The following is a 20756-nucleotide window of genomic DNA, read 5'->3' as shown; positions in this document are numbered from 1 at the left end:
CATTAGTATAATGCCTCCAAATTTAATTAATCAATATCTCTTGATGTATTAATCAAAAAAAATTGATTAATACTATATTAAAAAAGATACTTAAAGTATCTTACAACAAGTATCTTCATTTAAAACAACCTGTATTTGCTGCTCATTAATTTTATAATAATTCCATGTCCCATGCTTTTCAGCAATAAGAACATTTGCATCTACTAATTTTTTTAAATGATAAGAAAGTTTAGATTGTTTTATATCTAATAACTCTTCTAAATCACATACACATAATGATTTATTGAAGCTTTGGCTAATTTGATTTAGTATTTTTAATCTGATTTTATCGGCAAGTGCATTAAACATATTTTCATAAAAGTCAAACTGTTGATCTTCACTCATATCAGTCTTTGCTTTAATAACTTCCATAAAAGACCATCCTTTTTATAATATTTCATTGAGTTTATATTATCTTTATTTCAATTCTTGAATTGCTTGTTTATAGTTATTTTTTGTTGATTCGCCATACTGATTAATATTTCCTTTAAAGAACTCCTTTTCCATATATATTGTAGCTTCTTTTAAATTGATTTCTCTTGATAGCATAACAAGATTTAAATAACTTACAAAATAACCCACAGTTAAAGTACTTGCATGGTTTACTCGCAATCAAGCACGCCTCCTTATTGTCAACGTAGTTTTATATCATTTAATACATCAATTTTTTTTGATATATTAAATATAAATCAATATCTATATTATCGCAAGAAGAAAACCTATAATTTTACATAAACTTAGGTATTGCTCACAGAAATACTAAAATAATTTCTTCATAAATTGTATTATTAAGAATTAAATTTAGTAAAATTTTTAAAACTCAAATAAAAACATAGACTAACATCTATATAGATGTTAGTCTATAATCGTAAATTAATTAATGAGGTGAGTATAATGTTAAATATTGAAATATACGAAGAAGCTATGTGCTGTTCTACTGGGGTATGTGGTCCAGAACCGGATGAAACACTAATAAAAGCGAACCAAATCAATGAATATTTAAAGCAAAATCAAATAGAAGTTCAACGTTATAATATGAATAATAATCCGAATGAATTCATTAAAAATCAAGAAGTTATTCGTTTAATTCAAGAAAAAGGTGATGAAGTTTTACCCATCACTTTTATAGAAGGCGGTATAGCTAAAACGGGCGCTTATATTACCCAAGAAGAAGCCGATGAAATCATTACAGTTAATCAAATGAGAAATGGAGGATGCTGTGGTGGAGATGGATGCTGTTAAATACTTAAATAAATTGAATTTAGATAACATTGAGTTAACAAAATATTTGTTTTTTACTGGTAAAGGTGGCGTAGGCAAAACAACGATATCAAGTTTTATTGCTTTAAACTTAGCAGAGAATGGAAAGAAAGTAGCTTTAGTAAGTACTGATCCAGCTAGTAATTTACAAGATGTATTTCAAATGGAATTATCTAATAAATTAACTAAATATCAACCTATACCTAATCTCTCTATAGCCAATTTTGACCCGATTGCTGCTGCAGACGATTATAAAGCACAATCTATAGAACCTTATGAGGGTATTCTACCAGAAGATGTGCTTTCTGAAATGAAAGAACAGTTAAGTGGTTCATGTACAGTTGAAGTAGCAGCATTTAATGAATTTACAAATTTTTTATCCGATAAAACTTTAGAACAAGAATTTGATTTCATTATATTTGATACAGCTCCAACAGGTCACACCTTGAGAATGCTTGAATTACCTTCCGCATGGACAGATTATTTAAATACAACGAGTAATGACGCTTCTTGCTTAGGTCAATTATCAGGTTTAAATGAAAATAGAGTTAAATATAATTCAGCACTTGAAAAACTACGTAACCAAGATGATACGACCATGATGTTAGTTGCGAGACCTACTCATTCTTCTATATATGAAATTCAAAGAGCGCAACAAGAATTACAACAACTGTCAATTTCTAAATTCAAAGTAATCATTAACAACTATATAGAAGAAAGTCACGGTTTAATTTCGAGTCAGATGAAATCAGAACAAGATAAAAACATTAATCATTTTACTGAATGGTTAAATAACAATCATGCTTATTATGTTCCATATAAAAAGCAGAAAGAAGAAGGTATAGAAAGTTTAACTAATCTATTAAATGATGATAACTTAATTGAAAATGATGACTTTATTGTTGAAGATCATCCGCAATTCAATAAATTAATCGATGAAATTGAAAATAGTAAAGTTCAATATTTATTTACAATGGGAAAAGGTGGCGTTGGTAAAACGACAGTAGCAACGCAATTAGCTACAACGTTATCTAATAAAGGATATCGTGTTCTTTTAGCAACTACTGACCCTACTAAAGAAATTAATGTTGAAACTACAAGTAATTTAAATACTGCTTATATTGATGAAGAACAAGCATTAGAAAAGTATAAAAAAGAAGTACTAGCCACAGTGAATGATGATACACCACAAGACGATATCGATTATATTATGGAAGATTTAAAATCACCTTGTACAGAAGAAATAGCATTTTTCAAAGCCTTTAGTGACATTATGGAGAATCAAGACGACATAGATTACGTCATTGTAGATACAGCTCCTACAGGCCATACCTTGCTGTTACTTGATTCTAGTGAAAATCATCATAGAGAATTAAAGAAAAAATCAACTCAAACTACCAGTAATGTTGAAACATTATTACCTAAGATTCAAAATAAAAATTTAACACAGATGATAATCGTAACACTAGCAGAAAAAACACCTTATTTAGAATCTAAACGTTTAGTAGAAGATTTAAATAGAGCTAATATAGGCCATAATTGGTGGGTCGTTAATCAATCGTTAGTTACGCTAAATCAACGTGATGACCTTTTTAGTAACAAAAAAGAAGATGAATCATTTTGGATAAACAAAATTAAAAATGAAAGTTTTGATAATTACTTTGTCATACCTTATCGAATATCAGAATATTAATGTTATTGATTATAATAAGACCTAGAGTCTACTTTAAACCAGTTAATAATTTAGGAGTTAAGCAAGTATATAATTTATCAAGTGACAATAAAAATTATTAACGAAATAAAAGATTTCAAGTAGAAAGGGAGAAAAAATTGAATTATAGTGAAATATCGCAATACTTGAAAGTGATGGCTGATAGTAGCCGTCTTGAAATATTAGATTTGTTATCTTGTGGTGAATTATGCGCTTGTGATTTATTAGAGCATTTTTCTTTTTCTCAACCCACATTAAGTCATCATATGAAAGTATTAAAAGACAATAATTTAATTACATCCAGAAAAGATGGTAATAAAATTTTATACAAATTGAATCATGACGTATTGGATAACGTTACATCACGACTCACTCTATTGAGTTCCTGTACTGTCCCATGTATATGTGAAACAGTAGAGAAAGGTGAGTGTTAACAATGACGATATTAGCAATCACTATTTTTCTATTAACGTTAATTTTTGTCATATGGCAACCTAAGGGGTTAGATATTGGTATTACAGCATTGATTGGTGCTATCATCGCCATTATTACAGGCGTTGTTAGTCTCTCGGATGTTATTGAAGTTACAGGGATTGTTTGGAATGCGACGTTAACCTTTGTCGCTGTTATACTCATTTCATTAATTTTAGATGAAATTGGATTTTTCGAATGGGCAGCTATACATATGGTCAGAGCCTCAAATGGTCATGGGTTTAAAATGTTTGTTTACATTATGTTGTTAGGCGCTATTGTAGCAGCTTTCTTTGCGAATGATGGAGCTGCATTAATTCTCACTCCAATCGTGCTCGCTATGGTAAGAAATCTTGGGTTTAATCAAAAAGTCATTTTTCCTTTTATCATTGCAAGTGGATTCATTGCAGATACTACGTCTCTTCCATTAATTGTAAGTAATTTGGTTAATATCGTTTCTGCTGACTACTTCCATATTGGATTTATTGAATATGTAAGCCGCATGATTATTCCAAATCTATTCTCTTTACTTGCAAGTATTGTTGTATTATGGCTATATTTCAGAAAAGTTATTCCTAACCATTTTGAAATTAAAAATCTTAAAACGCCTGATCAAGCCATTAAAGATCCAAAATTATTTAAGTTTTCATGGATTGTTTTATCAATCTTACTCATTGGTTATATAGTTAGTGAATTTATTCAAATTCCAGTATCGTTAATTGCTTGTTTGATTGCATTTATATTTACTGTATTGGCCTATCAATCGAGAGTAGTAAACACGAAACAAGTGATCAAAGGCGCACCTTGGAATATTGTGCTCTTTTCTATAGGAATGTATTTAGTTGTATTTGGTCTGAAAAATGTGGGTATTACTGCACTATTAGCTAATATGCTATCAAGCATATCAAACTATGGATTGTTTAGTAGTGTGATAGGTATGGGCTTCATATCTGCATTTCTTTCAGCCATTATGAATAATATGCCTACCGTATTAATTGATGCAATTGCTATTGGACAATCTGCAACTACCGGTTTAATCAAAGAAGGCATGATTTATGCTAATATCATTGGTGCAGATTTAGGACCTAAAATCACACCTATCGGCTCCTTAGCAACACTACTATGGTTACACGTTTTAACACAAAAGGGAGTAAAAATTTCATGGGGCACATATTTTAAAACAGGTATTGTTATTACGATTCCTGTTCTGTTTATCACATTAGTAGGTTTATACGTTACACTTATTATATTTTAAAAAAGAGGTGTCAATGATGACAAAGAAAATAATTTACTTTATATGTACAGGTAATTCATGCCGTAGCCAAATGGCTGAAGGTTGGGGCAAGAACATCTTAGGTGATGAATGGCAAGTATATTCTGGCGGTATTGAGGCACACGGTGTCAATCCGAAAGCAATCGAAGCGATGAAAGAAGTCGGAATTGATATCTCAAACCATACTTCTAATTTAATTGATGAAACAATATTACATCAATCCGATTTAGTAGTAACTCTATGTAGCGATGCTGATCAAAATTGTCCTGTATTGCCGCCTAATGTAAAGAAAGAACATTGGGGATTTGACGATCCTGCTGGCAAACCTTGGTCAGAATTCCAACGTGTTAGAGATGAAATCAAAGCAGCCATTGACTCATTTAAGGCTAGATAAATTTTAAGCGTCTCAATATCATTTAGCGGTGAGGGATGCTCTATTATTTATTTTTTATTGTTACTATTGACGTATTTATTCTTAAATACAAACAAATATGAGAATTTTATAAGTTTCATAGTAAGAGTAATAAATCGAGAATAACAAGAAAATGAGAATTAGCATGTGATGACTTATTAAAATAAAGTGTTCACAGTGAATGATGACTTATTTGTTATTTATATTTATAATGCACATATATAAGAAAATCTTGGGAGTGGAATTATGAAACTAAGAGCATTAGAGTATAGCGATTTACTTTTTGTTCATGAATTAAATAATGAATATTCTATTATGCCTTATTGGTTTGAAGAACCTTATGAATCCTTAACGGAACTTCAGTATTTATTTGATAAACATTTATTAGATGAATCGGAAAGACGTTTTATTGTTGAAGATGAAAATCAAGTCGTAGGTATTGTTGAATTAGTAGAAATTAATTACATCCATCGTAATTGTGAAATACAAATAATTATTAAACCTGAGTTCAGTGGTAAAGGTTATGCAAAATTCGCATTCGAAAAAGCGATAATTTATGCATTCGATATTTTAAACATGCACAAGATTTATCTATATGTTGATGCAGATAACAAAAAAGCAATTCATATATACGAGTCACAAGGATTTAAAACTGAAGGATTACTCAAAGAGCAATTCTACACTAAAGGTAAATATAAAGATGCCTATTTTATGTCATTATTGAAATCTGAATATATTTTGTAGCATAAAAAATAACTCATATATTCACTTAGGTGGGTTCAAACTTAAATTATTAGAACGGGTTTCACTCGAATATCCATTAGAGGAATAAATAAAAATAAAAGAGAATTGGGATTTGTATTAATGACACTCAATATAAGAAAAGTAGCAGCTCAACGAGCTGAAAATAATCAAAAAAATCATAAAAAAGACAATTTCTATATTATTTCAATAGAAATTGTCTTTTTTATTCATCCAGAAACCTTATGTTCTGATCTCGCTTTCATAATGTTATTTTTGATAATTTCTCTCTTATTTCTTTTTTTACTTTATCTTTATTACTTATAACCCTAGATACAGTAGTAGTGGAAACTTGAGCTAACTTTGCCACGTCTTTAACATTTGTCATTATCCCCCCCCTTTAATTACATTTATTATTTAAAACAATTACATCCTTATTTCTATGGTAATTTTAACCTAAATAATACAAAATATTCTTAAGAAGTATGCATAATTTTTGATAAGAGATAAGTTTCTTATGCATGTATCAAAATCTACGTCACTTATATTACATTTCTACGTATCAGATAGTGATACGATTTTTGAATTTATTGATAAGGATTACCATACTTATTACAATACTCATAGAAGCCTTTTTGATACATATAGATTTGCTTTTCAATGTTTTCTTTACTATACAAATTCAAATCTTTTCAAAATGAGTTCGGCAAACTCTAATGCTACCGTTCTATTAGCAGTAACTAAATTTTGGTCTTTTATAGCTTGTCTTGAAACGAAATAAAATTTAGAATTATACTCTGAAAACTGTTCTAAAGTTTTTAGAGAATTACCCGCATGTTGATAAGTATTTAAAAACTCGTGTTTCCCTAAATAATCTACTGCCCCACATATAGCAGCAATAAACTTATTGCTAACAAAAGCATTTTCTACGAAACGTTTTAGTGTTTCATCTTCTTCATCTCAACTGTTACCACCAATCATAATTAAAGCATCATAATCGCATATATCATTAATTAAATTATCTATTTTAATTGTAAATCCACCAGTCGAGGTAAAATATTCATAAATTGAAGTTGTTTCTATTTTCCATTCACTGCTTTGATTTAAAATAGAGAAATAGTAGCTTGCTTACCATTCTGTATACTCATTTAGTAATAAAAACACTGCTTTTTTCATTTAAATCCCTCTTTGCTTTTAAAGTAGATAACCAATACTATTACTAATTCTTAGAATTAACGATTACTTGATAAATTTTTCCTACTATTTCTTCTATACTAAAATCACTTGTATTTAATGCATACTTATCTACTAAATATGGGTTGTATGCACGTACATCTTCAACACTCACTTTATGCCAAATAGGTAATATAATAACATGCTCTTCATTTATTTCTCTGTTTAGAAAGGATAAAAATTCGTACCTGCTCCAACCACTTTCAATAAAATTGGGGGATAAAAATACTACAACAAATCGAGAGTTTAGTATACCCATATTCATAGTTTCTGTTTGACTTTTCCCGATTTCAAAAACTTTAACATCTTCAAAGACTTTTAGTCCTTTTTCTATTAGTTTTTCACTTATCTTAGATACATAATCTTCTTTATCTAAACTAGAATGGGATAGAAAGACATCATATTCAATTATCTCTTTTTGATTCATTGCTTTTTTTATCTGATTTGATATCTCATTTATTTGATCTGAATTAGTTAATAATTTTCCCATAATCTCTTCATTTCCTTTTGTATTTTTATCTAACATACTGGATAATTTCTTTTGATTCCTAGACTGCTCTTTTTGAAAATTAATTTTTGTTTCATTAATTTTTTTCTCAATCTTAGTATACTCAACTTGTAAATCTGTAAGTTTTTGCTGCTTTGTAACTAATTGGTTATTAGATTTTTCCAAATCTCTAATATTACTGGAAGTAGGTTTTCTTTTTTTATTTATTCTTTCTATCCTTTTTCTTAATCTATCAATTTCATCTGATAACTTATTCATATTTCTAACTATTTTTGCAGATTTTGACATTTGACTTTTTAATTTAGTTTCTAATACTGACATATAATACCTCGCTTTTTATAATCTTATTCATTAATTGAATTTAATTCTTGCGTTATATTATTTGAAGCGTATGGATTTATCTCCATTATCCAATTAACATGGCTAGATAAACCATCTAAATCAGGAAATAATGATAATTCGTTAATACCATAATAAGATAACTCTTCTCTTAATTTTTTACGATAATGTTTCTTTATGATGATTTTGTGTAGTTCTTCTTTCTCTGAAAGATTAGCTTCAATAGAATTTGTAGGAGGCTCATGAATAGTAAAAATCCCACTTTGTCTAACCACTCTCGAAGCTAGACCGTTAGGCTTTACTTTTTTTATTCCTTTACTCTTAAAAGGCGTAGCCCCTTTCATATTCATATCCGATTTTTTTAAATAGGCATAAATAACAGCGTCACAATCCTCATATGTTTGCACTGCAAAAAAGGCAGCAACTAAAGGATTAAAACTCCAATCCAATAGTCTAGTAGCTAATCCGTGATGTTGCGCTATAGTTAGCATATCCCAATCACTATAAGTTTCTTTTAAAAATATCATTGCTTGACGTTTCCAGGCATAAAATGTTTCTTCATCATCATATTTATCATAAGGTGCTCGACCAGCTTTCGGAACTAAACTCCAATTCAAATTACTATGACCTCTAAATAACCATAAGCTATTATCTCTATAATTCTTTAAAACTTGATGTAACTCACTGAAAGACTCGACTGACCTTTTCATAGGACCCCTCCAATAGGAACGTTTGTTCCCTGTTTATATTGTATATCTTATCTTATAGGGAAAAATTAGTAAACATTATTGAAATATCTTAAAAATAAAACTAGCATTATGTTTATACATTGAATTATTGAAAGTGAGTAATACTATGCTTAAAAATAAATGGAAAATTGAACTGTGGTTTCAAAGCTTTAGTTATTTTATACACAAAATTGATTCAGACTTTATATTAGAAGAATACTTAGATGATTATTTACCTAAAGAATACCGACCAAATTTTATATGTGGAAAAGCCCAACCTAGCGAAACTATATATGTAAGCTATTTTATAAATCAGGATGAACAAACTGTGGAGCAACATACTGTGGAATGTGACAAAACTGGTTTTTTTATAGATGAAATCCCTAAACATTTTATAAAAAATAAAATGCATTATTTTATTGATAGTCAAAGTAAAATTGATATTAAAGACTTATTAAATGAGTTTATTGATCAAGGTACAGCCATTTTGAATATATTAGATTTAAATGAGCTAGAAACATATTTTAATGATTACTTAGAAACAATCAACCATACAACAGAATTCGCTAAAAAAATAGCTAACAAAGCTATGAAAGAAATTCGAAAAAATATTGAGTTAGAGCAAATTAAACAACGAGTAAACTATATTAGAAATGAAGATCAAGTCTCTTCTTTAGAAAACTTTAAGGATTTAAAGCATACGATATTAAAACAACATCGAGATTTATCGTTAGAAAATATTGATGATATTATAATAAGCGACTTTTTAACAAGATACCTCATTTATAAAGAAAAGCAAGATTCATATGTAAAAAAAGATATCTCAAGTATAAATAAATCTCAGTATTTTAAAAAGTTAGTAATCGAAGGTTTAATTAGAGAAAGAAAGAGTAACTCTCAATACTTTGAAATAGCTAATAGTATCAAACCTTCATCTCACAATAATAATAGCTTAAATCAATCTGATGAAATAGATCAATTTAGACAGGCTGTAATTGGTGTTTCTCTTAATCTATACGATCATAATGATACTTACTTCAAATTTATCCGTAGTATTATGAAAAAAAGTTCACGTAAAGTTAATTTAACAATAGACGATATTATTAAATCTAAAAATAATATAGATAAATTTATGAAGAAAAATAAGTTAATTAGTAATAATGAGTTATTTTATTTAACAACAATTGAAGATACATTTCATTTTACATTATTCACTGCTATAACTGATTTAATTGATAAAGTAGTCAATGTTTCAAGTCGTATTATCGAAGAAGCATCTCAATACGATATATTAATTGCCTTACACAGTTTGAATAGTTTAAAAAATGAATTGAATACAATAATAGATAAACACGAAGAAAAATTAATTCGTTTCGAAAATCTTATTAATGGTTATGTAAGAAATACTCAATTAAAAATATTAGTTCGCAATACAATTGAACAGCACCCAGAATTAACAATGAAAATAGAAGATTCATTAATTTCAAACCTTAAAGATTATAATATTAGTGAAATATATAGTAGGGAGACTTTTAATAACGATTACAATGGTCTTCTCGATAAATTAACGATTCAGGTAATTAATGATTTTTATAAATTACGCTTAAAAAAATTGAATAGTGGATCTAAATTATATTATTAGCTTACTTTTTTAAACCCAACGATTTTTATCGTTGGGTTTTTTTACTTATCAAAAGGTGTAATACCAATGTCCTAATATTTTCCTCTCAAATTTAGAACTTTATATCTCAGTAGAGATATAAGATACAAATGCATCATTTAAATGGTGACTAATGTACAAAGGATGATCTAGATGAGTAAAAAGAGTTTCCACTTTTTATTGTTAAAACGCAAAGTTTTGGGAATAGCTTTCAATTTGAAAACAGGTGCTGTATTTACATTTAATGATTTGAATCTTGCGTCTAATGTTATTTGTCCAACAACAGTTCAACAAGAGGTTGGTCGTTGGTTTGCATATTTTGTTAAACATACGCCAAATGTCCCATTTATCGTTATCGGTAAGGATACTCATGGACACTTAGCTTATCTTAAAACAGGTCCTAATCCACACCATAATAGCAACCCTTCGAAAGGAGGTGTTCGCTAATGAGTCATCATGACATTTTTAGACTAGGCCTATACCATTTAGATACAATGGGTTGGCATAAAACTATCCCACCTAAAAAAGATGGAGATGAGAAAAAAGTAGTGACTATGTCTAGTTGTATGGCTGTTGAAGCTAAATTTTGGCATGCCTTAGAAAATACAGAAAAAATAATTATTTCTAACGGTAAGGATAAAGAACATACATTTGACTCTGATATTTTAACAACTCGAAAGTTACCTTCGTTGATTAAATATGGTCACAGTATCAATGAAAATTATATAAAAGATTTGAGCTATGCACTACAATTAATGCGCGATGAAATGCCCACTTCTGATTTATATGATGGCTCGGGCATCATAGAAACACCCCATGGTTACATTGTAATGATAGATACCATTTATACATCTAAACAGTATGATCAGTTAGCATCTTTAGATCCTATTGTCGATAGTACTTATCTATTAGAGCCTAAAGGTACATTTAAAGATTGGTTAAATACGTATATTAACGAAGTCAAAGGCCATCTTCTTCTAGAGTTAGCGGTCGTATTTGGGATTTCTGCCTTAGTGACAAGCTTTCTGAAGCACAAACGTGAAATCGAATTTGCAGGAATTATCTTTAGTTTTACAGGCCAGTCATCAACCGGTAAATCAACAGCGGCAGCTTTAGCGGTATCCGTCGCTGGAAATCCAACCAAAGGTAATCAAACACTTTTTCGAAGTTGGAATGCCACACGTAATGCACTTGAAGGTTACTTGAGTAACAATTTTGGTATACCTATTGTATTTGATGAACTCTCATCAGCAACTTTTAAAGATACAACGGGGTTATTGTACTCTATCGCTGAAGGTCAAGGGCGTCAACGTTCCAATGTACACGGAGAAGTTAAAACGCCTAAGAATTGGGGCACTTCTGTGATTTCAACCTCTGAATACAGTATCTTTACTGATTCTGCTCAAAATGATGGTTTACGAGTGAGAACTATTGAAATTAATGAAGAGTTTACTAAAGATGCAACAAATTCTGATAATATTAAAAAATCTGTAGCACTAAACTATGGTCATGTTTTACCGTTAGTAGCTAAATATCTTATAAACCGTGAAGATGAAGTAATTCAATGGTTTCAAGAGGAGCATCATTGGTTTAATGAAACATTGAAAAATGAAACAAATAATACTGGTATTCGTATGTTTAAGCGATATGCGACTATCACTACTTCTGCCAAGATTCTAAGTCGTGTTTTAGCTACAGATATTGATGTTGCTAAAATAAGAGACTACTTTATTGATTATCATGCTCATACAGTCTCTGAACGATCACTGGCAGATAAAGCGATCGAAGTCATTACGCAATTTGTAGCACAAAACCGTGGTAAATTTTCTGATGACAAAGCGTTAAAGAATATGATGGAGAACCATGGACTAATTGCCTTAAAAGATAATTATATCGAAGTCAAAATCATTGCATCTGTATTTAAAAATATGTTGATAGAGAATCATTTTCAAGATGTCAACAATGTCGTGAATGCACTAAGGGATAAAGGATATATCGAATCTGACCGTGATCGAATAACTACGAAAAGAGCAGTCAAAGATGACTATGGCAAGAAACAGTCACTTGTCTTTTATCATTTAAAGTTAGATTCAGAGTATGCGTCTATTTTTGGTCTAACTAAAGATGCTGAACCTATTAAAGCTGAAATTAACTTGGATAACAAAAAGATACTTGAATCATGGAAAAAACAGAACGATGATTTAATTGATTTTTAATAACTTAAAGATGAAATCGTACAGGAGTAGATAAAATGGATGAATTGATTGAATTACTAGCTGATTTAGTTGTTGAAGAAATTAATCATGCTGATGACTAATAATAACGCCCAACACCAGCAGGTGTTGGGCTCATCTATAAATTCGTTCATAAATATATATTATCAATTTGGAAGGAGGAAACTCGATGAAACAAGCTATTGGTTATTTACGCCAAAGTACAACCAAGCAACAATCACTCACCGCACAGAAACAAACTATCGAAACGCTCGCTAAAAAATACAATATCCAACACATCATCTTTTATAGCGATAAGCAATCAGGCAGAACGGATAATCGAACAGGTTATCAACAAGTCATCGAACGCATTCAACAAAGACAATGTGAAGTATTATGTTGTTATCGCTTGAATCGACTACATCGTAATTTGAAAAATGCATTAAAACTTATGAAACTGTGTCAAAAGTATCATGTTCATATTCTAAGTATTCATGATGGCTATTTTGATATGGATAAAGCGTTTGATCGCCTAAAACTTAATATATTCATAAGTCTCGCAGAATTAGAGTCCGATAATATTGGTGAACAAGTCAAGAATGGTCTTAAAGAAAAGGCAAAACAAGGTAAACTCATAACAACCCATGCGCCTTTCGGTTATCACTATCAAAATGGTACTTTCATCATTAATAATGATGAATCACCTACCGTCAAAGCTGTATTCAATTATTATCTTCAAGGCTATGGTTATAAGAAAATCGCGCAATACCTAGAAACAGATGATAAATGTATTAATCGTAAACCCTACCAAGTACGCGCTATTATCACGAATCCTAATTATTGTGGTCGCGTTATCAATCAATATGGACAATATGACAACATGTTCCCATCTATTGTTTCGACCAGTATATACGAACAAGCTCAAGCAATACGAGTAAATAAACAAGTAAAGCGCACGCCTTCTGCTAATTTACTCAAACAAAAGATCAAATGTCCTTATTGTAGTTCAACCCTTACCAATATGGCCATTAGAAAAACCAATCATTCATTACGTTATTATGTCTGCCCTAAAAACATGAATGCATCACGTTTTATATGTGACTTTAAAGGCATAAACGCTGAAAACCTAGAAAAACAGGTCTTAGAATCTTGCAAAAAATTCTTTCGAGACCAACAGCTCTATTCGAAAATCAAACATGCTATTGAGAAACAGCTCAAAAAACAAAGGATGCATGATACTAGTAACACATTAACTCAGAAAAAGCTTATTGAAAATTTAGCACAAGGAAAAATTGATGTAGAAACATTCAGAGAACAGTCCCAATCAATTAATCTACAGAATAAACCTATACAAGCAATAAGTGATATTCGGATAAAAGCATCACTACAAAAGACTATACAGAAAAGTTTCACGTTAAACATGCTGTATCCCTATATTGATGAAATTCATATTACTAAAAATAAAGAATTAAGCGGAATCTATTTAAAAGATGAGCCACTAAACATTGTTAATCAAGCGGTATAATCATCGATTGCTTAATCAGAAAGGATGAAAAAATCATGCAAAAACTCAAACAAAAACGTGTCGGTATCTATGTTCGTGTATCAACAGAAATGCAAAGTACTGAAGGATATAGTATCGACGGACAAATCAATCAAATCAAAGAATATTGTAACTTTCATCATTTCGAGGTCAAAGATATATACGACGATCGTGGTATATCAGGAAAGTCTATGAACCGACCAGAACTACAACGTTTGTTAAAAGATGCGAACGAAGGTCATATCGATTGTGTCATGGTATATAAAACGAATAGACTCGCACGTAATACATCAGACTTACTGAAAATAGTTGAAGACCTTCATCGTCAAAATGTCGAATTCTTCAGCTTATCTGAACGTATGGAAGTCAACACTTCTTCGGGTAAACTCATGTTACAAATACTTGCAAGCTTTTCTGAATTTGAAAGAAACAATATTGTCGAGAACGTATTCATGGGACAAACCCGACGTGCTCAAGAAGGCTATTATCAAGGCAATTTGCCGCTGGGCTATGACAAAATACCGGATAGCAAGCATGAACTCATGATAAATCAACATGAAGCGAATATCGTCAAATATATCTTTGAGTCATATGCTAAAGGTCATGGTTATCGAAAAATGGCTAACGCACTTAATCATAAAGGTTATGTAACAAAGAAAGGTAATCCATTTAGTACATCAGCTATAGCTTATATCCTTACCAACCCCTTCTACATCGGTAAAATTCAATTTGCGAAGTATAAAGACTGGAATGAGAAACGACGTAAAGGTCTTAATGACAATCCTATAATAGCTGACGGGAAGCATTCACCTATCATTAGTCAAGAACTATGGGATAAAGTACATTCACGTATGAAGCAAGTTAGTCAAAAACCCCAAGTTCATGGAAAAGGAACCAACCTATTAACAGGTATTATTCACTGCCCACAATGTGGTGCACCAATGGCAGCTAGTAACACAACGAACACATTGAAAGATGGTACCAAGAAGCGAATACGCTATTATTCTTGTAGTAACTTTCGCAACAAGGGGTCAAAAGTATGTTCTGCGAATAGTGTTAGAGCTGATGTGATTGAGAAATACGTCATGGATCAAATACTCGAAATTGTCAAAAGTGATAAAGTCATTAACCAAGTCTTAGAACGTGTCAATCAAGAGAATAAAGTCGATATTGGTGCATTGAACCATGATATCGCTTATAAACAACAACAATACGATGAAATCCATGCGAAACTAGACAACTTGATTAAAACAATCGAAGATAATCCAGACTTAACAACAATACTCAAAGAAACAATCCATAAATATGAAACACAACTGAATGACATTACGAATCAAATTAATCAACTGAAGCAACAACAAAATCAAGAGAAAACGTCATATAATACGAAACAACTATCCGCTGTTTTACGTCGCATATTTCAAAACGTAGAATCCATGGATAAATCACAACTCAAAGCGTTATATCTCACAGTCATTGACCGAATAGATATTCGTAAAGACGAACATCGTAAAAAGCAATTCTATGTCACATTAAAACTCAATCATGAAATCACTAAACAACTCTTCCATAATACCCCTATCGACGAAGTGCGCCTCAGCACTTCGTCTTTATTTTTATCTCAAACACTCTATATTCATATATAAGTATAAGTGACTTTTTTAGCTTCTTGATTGAGTTAGGTATACAATAAAATTATGAACAATATTAATTTAGAGGAAGGATGTTTTAAAATGGGAAAATTACAAGATAAAGTCGTCGTTATTACAGGTGGTGCACAAGGTATGGGAAAACTTCATGCCAAAAAAGCGATAGCTGAAGGCGCAAAAGTCGTGATAACTGATATTAATGATGAATTAGGTCAAAAAACAGCTAATTCTCTTGGAGACGATGTTTTATTTATCAAACATGATGTATCTAAAGAAACGGATTGGAATCATGTCATTCAAGAAGTTATGAACAAATGGAATCGAATTGATGTATTGGTTAATAATGCAGGAATCACATACAATAAAACAATTGACCAAATATCATTAGAAGATTATATGAAGATTGTAAATATTAATCAAGTATCTGTATTTTTAGGCATCAAAACTGTATCAAAAATTATGAAAAGTCAAAAACAAGGGTCAATCATCAATATTTCTTCAATGAATGGTCTTGTTGGTGGTGCAATTGGCTATACAGATACAAAATTTGCGGTCAGAGGTATGACAAAAGCTGCGGCTAAAGAATTGTCTCCATACAATATTCGAGTTAATTCAGTACACCCAGGTGTTATAAAAACACCAATGTTAGAACAAGACGATGTTAAAGAAGCCGTTAAAGAATTCGAAAAAACAATTCCAATGCGAAGAGTTGCACAACCCGAAGAAGTATCTAAACTTGTATGTTTCTTAGGGTCTGACGATGCTTCTTATTCTACAGGATCAGAATTTGTTATAGATGGTGGTATTACTGCACTATAAATGATAAATCAATTAAAATATAAATAGTTCTCTTGAATAAATTTTAGGCGAAGTGCTGAGGAGCACTTCGCCTTTATTTTTTCCTTAAACAAGTTAAATTTATACTTATTGTCCTTTCGTCATCCAATAACACTCAACTAATAGAAAATTTCGATATATATATCATTGATGATTCAATTTATAGCTTATATTGAATGACGAAAGAACATCCCATCATGATAAACCAACGGGATAACAATGGGATTTGATAAATACATGTAGGATAAGGATTACGCAAGCGTAATCCCGAAATCCCATTATTATTTATAAATAAATAATATAAAAAGAAAAAGTAAGTCGTACTGACATCTACAATCCCAAATGATATATAAATATATAGCTATATTTCCTGAGAAATGAGCGGGATAACGGGATTTCCTTGTCACACCAACGTTTGTAGCGGGTTTTTATATGGAATTTTCTCTTATTCCCACCGGGATTCGTAATAAATGACAAATCAAATATATATTATCCCAATGATGTATATGAATTACATCACTATCACACTATCTAGGAGGCAATGATATGAAAACAACCACTCAAGAACTCAAACAATATATAACTCGTCTATTCCAACTATCTAACAATGAAACATGGGGATGTGAAGCGTTAGAAGATGCAGCAGAAAATATACTTCCTACTCGCTTTGTAGACCATACCCCACTTGCACATCTCACACTTGAAACCTATACCTACTATAACGATGAACTACATGAGCTAAGTATCTATCCATTTCTTATGTACGCCAATAACCAACTCATCAGTATTGGTTATCTGAATCATTTTGATATGGATTTTCTCTACCTCACAGACACTAAAAACACGCTTATCGATGAACGTCATTTACTAAAACAAGGAGGGAATCACCATGAATAATTGGATCAAAGTGGCACAAATATCTGTTACGATTATTAGCCAAGCGATTATCATCATGAAAGAAATTCAAGACGAGGTAAAATAATATGAAAATTAATCGATATATCACCAGAGGGATTAGTGAACACCTATCTCTAGACCTTCAAATCTTACTTTGGAATATGGTAAAAGAACGAGACAATCAACCTCAGACAGATTACCTACACATTTTTAAACTGCAAGAAGATGAGAATATACTCTCAATCACACATGAACAAGAACAACCTGCATACAAATTGGAATATCACTATACAAACTATGTAAAAAATCAAAATGCATTACCTAAGAAAGTCTACGTCATTCGTGAAGATGGCGTAGACGTTTTTTATTATGTGATGCTTTTACCAGAAGAATACTAAAGGAAGTGACGATATATGAATACAATAAAAAGTACGATATACACAGAAGCCATATTTAGCAAGGATAAAAAGCACCGTTATTTACTCAAGAAAACATGGGATGAAAAGAAACCTGCTTGTACAGTGATAACGATGTACCCCCATTTAGATGGTGTATTATCACTCGATCTCACAACTGTTCTTATCCTCAATCAATTAGCGAATTCAGAACGATACGGTGCTGTATATCTTGTAAATCTATTCTCTAATATTAAAAGTCCAGAAAATCTCAAACATATCAACGAGCCATACGATGAACACACCGACATTCACTTGATGAAAGCGATAAGTGAAAGTGAAACAGTGATTCTTGCTTATGGTGCCTATGCGAAGCGCCCTGTTGTAGTCGAACGTGTAGCGCAAGTGATGGAAATGTTAAAGCCTCACAAAAAGAAAATTAAAAAACTCATAAACCCAGCAACAAATGAAATTATGCATCCACTTAACCCTAAAGCACGTCAAAAATGGACTTTGAAATAAAAGGAGGATTATCTATGAACCATGAAACCACACACTCAGACTGGCGAACGGTTGCTAGTTGTTTAGCATCGCATGATTACGTTTCAATAGTAAAAGGACTAGTACATCATTTCGCAGCAATTGAAGATGAAGAAATTCTTGATAAAATCTATGATGATTTTATGAATGATGATTCTATAACAACGGTACTTAACAATGATTTTCAAGATATTATCAATCGCTATTTAACAAAATGAAATGTATATTTCAATAAAACTAGAGCATCCTTCACTTTTGCGGTGACGGATGCTCTCAACTTATTTTTTTACTAATTTCATCTTTTATATATTTAATTCTCAACACTACGAAGTATTACAAATAAAGAAGTCAATAAATGAATTTATACTAAACTCATTTACTGACAATTCCTTAGGATCTATATCCCAAACTATTTTGTTAATAGGATTATTGTAAATTTGATTTTTCGGAGTTATTGTTGTTATTGTTATTTTTATTTTTTTGAGCCCATTCTTTTCTAGTCATTACATCATCAACTTGCATGTTAACTTCGACAACCTCTATACCAGTAATGTATTTAACTTGTTCTTTAACTAAGTCAGTTACTTTACGGAAAATTTTTGGAGCTGATTCACCGTATTCTAAGATGACTTTTAAGTCTACAGCCGCTTGTTTTTCACCAACTTCAACAGAAACACCTTGTGTTACGTTGTTACCGCTTGAGAAAGCGTTAGAAATACTATCAGTGAAACCGCCTTTCATCTCTAAGATACCTCTTACTTCACGAGCAGCGATACCAGCAATTTTTTCGATAACTTCATCAGAGAACGTTAATTTATTTTCAAAATGTTGTTGGTTATTTTGACGTTCTTCTCTGTATTGTTGTGCTTGTTCTTGACGTTCTTCTCTTTCTCTTTCATTTACTCCAGTTTGGTTATTATATGCTTGTTTAGCTTTATTATTATCTTCAGCCATTATATTTCTCCTTTTTAAATAAAGATTTTATTTTAATAATTAATTTTTATTCATCTGAACCCTTTTATTATAATGAAGTTTAACTCCATCGATTTAATAAGTTCATGAAATCTTGTTTACAGTCTTTTATATACCCAATACCAACTCCGATTAAACATAAAACAATAATTAAAATTGTTTTCCAGAATCCTAAAGTCAAGAATAAGATTGCAATAATTAAAAATACAAAGAAATCGATAATCCGCCATTTATACGACTTTAGGAAGTCGATAATTTGTTGAGTAGAATCTTGACTATCTTGATTATTATCAACCACGTTATCCCTCCCTTATAGTACGCGTTGCCCGGCAGATTTTTGATCTCTAACATTAATTTCTAATTTTCTAACAGGCATTTCAGTAAAATGCTCTACGTTATGTTTAATGTCAGATCTAATACTTTCAGTTAATGATTTCAGCTGCACATCATTAGGCACTAAGAAATCAGCTTTAATGTCAATGTAAGAATTGTTTTTCTTATTATAAAATTTAGTAACCACGTTTGGTTGTCTGATTTCATCATATTTAACTAATGCATCATATGCAGATTTTTCAACTGTTTTACGTGATACATAAATATGTCCATCATTATAGTCTTTATAAAGACCTGGTTTTCTATATGTTGGTTTAAAGATGCTAAATACCAATATAATACCAATTAATACGAGTAAAGCAGCTAAACCAATTAGTAATGGTTGGAACCAATTGAATTGTAAGAAATAGTCTTGGTAATGTTTAATACGATTATCATCTATGTACATAAACAATAAAAAACCAACAATCGCAACTATTAATAGGCCAAGGATAAAGTTTTTAAATCTATGCATTTCTAAACACACCTCCTTAGTTATTGTTATTAAATTATAAAATTAAAAGAATCTTAAGATTTTTATTTAATTTTTAAATATATTAAAATTCACTTTCTAAATTTTAACATTCCCAAATTTAATACCATAAAAACCTATTTTTTATAATTATTTTCTTTTTTGAAACCATTTATATTTTGTAATGTAAATTATTTTTTTGTTAAAATATTTCTCTTTAATATCCGAAGATATTTTAAAATATGTGCCTATATTTGTTCATTTGAATAAAACACATGTTATTGAAACTATAGAATATTTGATGCTATCTATATCATTTAAAAGCATTCGAAATAAAAGAGAAATGAGAAAAAATAATTCGTCAAATTACAAAAATACATAAATAGCTAATAATTAATTAATAATAATTAATTAAAACGTATATTTAAATTATGATACCTCAATTAATCATTTAAAAGTTTATTAATGAATCAACCTATGCAATAATATTT

25 protein-coding genes and 1 pseudogene are annotated in these 20756 nt (G+C 30.5%); 17 read left to right on the top strand and 9 right to left on the bottom strand.

The genetic code is table 11. From position 1 onward, the window contains the following. Positions 1-90 precede the first annotated feature (90 nt). Positions 91-411, bottom strand: a complete 321-nt coding sequence (locus CD127_RS08320) for an ArsR/SmtB family transcription factor (RefSeq protein ID WP_002449352.1) — start codon at positions 409-411, stop codon at positions 91-93. Positions 412-456: 45 nt separating this feature from the next. Continuing rightward, positions 457-651: a hypothetical protein gene (locus CD127_RS08315; RefSeq protein WP_002441924.1), complete on the bottom strand. Its 195-nt coding sequence runs from the start codon at positions 649-651 to the stop codon at positions 457-459. Between the two features lie 282 nt (positions 652-933). On the opposite strand from CD127_RS08315, the gene arsD reads away from it, so the two are divergent. The 7 genes and pseudogenes from arsD to CD127_RS08280 all read left to right on the top strand — a co-directional run. Next, positions 934-1281, top strand: coding sequence for an arsenite efflux transporter metallochaperone ArsD (gene arsD, locus CD127_RS08310; protein WP_002449502.1), 348 nt, complete (start codon positions 934-936; stop codon positions 1279-1281). Next, a complete protein-coding gene (arsA, locus tag CD127_RS08305; protein ID WP_174694746.1) occupies positions 1268-2992 on the top strand; it encodes an arsenical pump-driving ATPase in 1725 nt (574 codons plus the stop codon). The genes arsD and arsA overlap by 14 nt, the downstream gene beginning before the upstream one ends. A gap of 137 nt (positions 2993-3129) precedes the next feature. Next, positions 3130-3444 (top strand): ArsR/SmtB family transcription factor, encoded by a 315-nt coding sequence (locus CD127_RS08300; RefSeq protein WP_039984126.1) that lies wholly within the window; start codon positions 3130-3132, stop codon positions 3442-3444. A gap of 2 nt (positions 3445-3446) precedes the next feature. Further along, positions 3447-4736 carry an arsenite efflux transporter membrane subunit ArsB gene (gene arsB, locus CD127_RS08295; protein ID WP_103366383.1) on the top strand — a complete coding sequence of 430 codons (1290 nt, stop codon included), beginning with the start codon at positions 3447-3449 and terminating at the stop codon, positions 4734-4736. A 16-nt stretch (positions 4737-4752) separates the two neighbouring features. Continuing rightward, complete coding sequence (arsC, locus tag CD127_RS08290; RefSeq protein ID WP_103366382.1) at positions 4753-5148, top strand: arsenate reductase (thioredoxin); 396 nt, start codon at positions 4753-4755, stop codon at positions 5146-5148. A 264-nt stretch (positions 5149-5412) separates the two neighbouring features. Continuing rightward, positions 5413-5910 carry a GNAT family N-acetyltransferase gene (locus CD127_RS08285; protein ID WP_103366381.1) on the top strand — a complete coding sequence of 166 codons (498 nt, stop codon included), beginning with the start codon at positions 5413-5415 and terminating at the stop codon, positions 5908-5910. A gap of 57 nt (positions 5911-5967) precedes the next feature. Then, positions 5968-6135: pseudogene (locus CD127_RS08280) on the top strand (IS5/IS1182 family transposase); the annotation flags it as partial. A 34-nt stretch (positions 6136-6169) separates the two neighbouring features. Here the strand turns inward: CD127_RS08280 and CD127_RS08275 are convergent. The 4 genes from CD127_RS08275 to CD127_RS08260 all read right to left on the bottom strand — a co-directional run bounded on the left by CD127_RS08275 (position 6170) and on the right by CD127_RS08260 (position 8697). Then, positions 6170-6295, bottom strand: a complete 126-nt coding sequence (locus CD127_RS08275; RefSeq protein WP_103366380.1) for a LacI family DNA-binding transcriptional regulator — start codon at positions 6293-6295, stop codon at positions 6170-6172. Between the two features lie 284 nt (positions 6296-6579). Continuing rightward, a complete protein-coding gene (locus tag CD127_RS12835) occupies positions 6580-6807 on the bottom strand; it encodes a DJ-1/PfpI family protein (RefSeq protein ID WP_235851319.1) in 228 nt (75 codons plus the stop codon). A 319-nt stretch (positions 6808-7126) separates the two neighbouring features. Continuing rightward, positions 7127-7969, bottom strand: coding sequence for an NAD(+) hydrolase TirS (gene tirS, locus CD127_RS08265; protein ID WP_103366379.1), 843 nt, complete (start codon positions 7967-7969; stop codon positions 7127-7129). Positions 7970-7992: 23 nt separating this feature from the next. Next, a complete protein-coding gene (locus tag CD127_RS08260; protein ID WP_016170663.1) occupies positions 7993-8697 on the bottom strand; it encodes an FRG domain-containing protein in 705 nt (234 codons plus the stop codon). Between the two features lie 145 nt (positions 8698-8842). Here CD127_RS08260 and CD127_RS08255 point away from each other — a divergent pair, with 145 nt between their 5' ends. The 10 genes from CD127_RS08255 to CD127_RS08210 all read left to right on the top strand — a co-directional run bounded on the left by CD127_RS08255 (position 8843) and on the right by CD127_RS08210 (position 18667). Then, positions 8843-10357, top strand: a complete 1515-nt coding sequence (locus tag CD127_RS08255) for a hypothetical protein (protein WP_103366378.1) — start codon at positions 8843-8845, stop codon at positions 10355-10357. Positions 10358-10528: 171 nt separating this feature from the next. Beyond that, complete coding sequence (gene ssb, locus CD127_RS08250) at positions 10529-10822, top strand: cassette chromosome ssDNA-binding protein (RefSeq protein WP_070046203.1); 294 nt, start codon at positions 10529-10531, stop codon at positions 10820-10822. Then, complete coding sequence (cch1, locus tag CD127_RS08245) at positions 10822-12591, top strand: cassette chromosome replicative helicase (RefSeq protein WP_103366377.1); 1770 nt, start codon at positions 10822-10824, stop codon at positions 12589-12591. Before ssb ends, cch1 begins: the two co-directional genes overlap by 1 nt. Before the next feature lie 187 nt (positions 12592-12778). Beyond that, complete coding sequence (gene ccrA, locus CD127_RS08240) at positions 12779-14113, top strand: cassette chromosome recombinase CcrA (protein WP_103366376.1); 1335 nt, start codon at positions 12779-12781, stop codon at positions 14111-14113. A 35-nt stretch (positions 14114-14148) separates the two neighbouring features. Beyond that, positions 14149-15777 carry a cassette chromosome recombinase CcrB gene (ccrB, locus tag CD127_RS08235; protein WP_061054988.1) on the top strand — a complete coding sequence of 543 codons (1629 nt, stop codon included), beginning with the start codon at positions 14149-14151 and terminating at the stop codon, positions 15775-15777. Positions 15778-15864: 87 nt separating this feature from the next. Continuing rightward, positions 15865-16599, top strand: a complete 735-nt coding sequence (locus tag CD127_RS08230) for a glucose 1-dehydrogenase (protein WP_061054987.1) — start codon at positions 15865-15867, stop codon at positions 16597-16599. A 564-nt stretch (positions 16600-17163) separates the two neighbouring features. After that, entirely contained in the window at positions 17164-17514 is a 351-nt protein-coding gene (locus CD127_RS08225) for an SAUGI family uracil-DNA glycosylase inhibitor (RefSeq protein ID WP_103366375.1), read from the top strand. A gap of 86 nt (positions 17515-17600) precedes the next feature. Continuing rightward, complete coding sequence (locus CD127_RS08220; RefSeq protein WP_103366374.1) at positions 17601-17912, top strand: DUF960 family protein; 312 nt, start codon at positions 17601-17603, stop codon at positions 17910-17912. 15 nt (positions 17913-17927) lie between these two features. Next, positions 17928-18431 (top strand): DUF1643 domain-containing protein, encoded by a 504-nt coding sequence (locus tag CD127_RS08215; RefSeq protein ID WP_103366373.1) that lies wholly within the window; start codon positions 17928-17930, stop codon positions 18429-18431. 14 nt (positions 18432-18445) lie between these two features. Further along, positions 18446-18667 (top strand): hypothetical protein, encoded by a 222-nt coding sequence (locus CD127_RS08210; RefSeq protein WP_103366372.1) that lies wholly within the window; start codon positions 18446-18448, stop codon positions 18665-18667. Between the two features lie 208 nt (positions 18668-18875). Here CD127_RS08210 and CD127_RS08205 read toward each other — a convergent pair whose 3' ends face one another. The 3 genes from CD127_RS08205 to amaP all read right to left on the bottom strand — a co-directional run bounded on the left by CD127_RS08205 (position 18876) and on the right by amaP (position 20268). Further along, positions 18876-19403, bottom strand: a complete 528-nt coding sequence (locus tag CD127_RS08205; protein ID WP_103366371.1) for an Asp23/Gls24 family envelope stress response protein — start codon at positions 19401-19403, stop codon at positions 18876-18878. Positions 19404-19482: 79 nt separating this feature from the next. After that, positions 19483-19719, bottom strand: coding sequence for a DUF2273 domain-containing protein (locus CD127_RS08200; RefSeq protein ID WP_103366370.1), 237 nt, complete (start codon positions 19717-19719; stop codon positions 19483-19485). Between the two features lie 12 nt (positions 19720-19731). Continuing rightward, complete coding sequence (gene amaP, locus CD127_RS08195; protein WP_103366369.1) at positions 19732-20268, bottom strand: alkaline shock response membrane anchor protein AmaP; 537 nt, start codon at positions 20266-20268, stop codon at positions 19732-19734. Between the last annotated feature and the right edge of the window lie 488 nt (positions 20269-20756).

Origin of the sequence: Staphylococcus petrasii, assembly GCF_002902565.1 — a bacterium.
GTDB lineage: Bacteria > Bacillota > Bacilli > Staphylococcales > Staphylococcaceae > Staphylococcus > Staphylococcus petrasii.
This window is presented reverse-complemented; position numbering and strand designations above follow the sequence as displayed.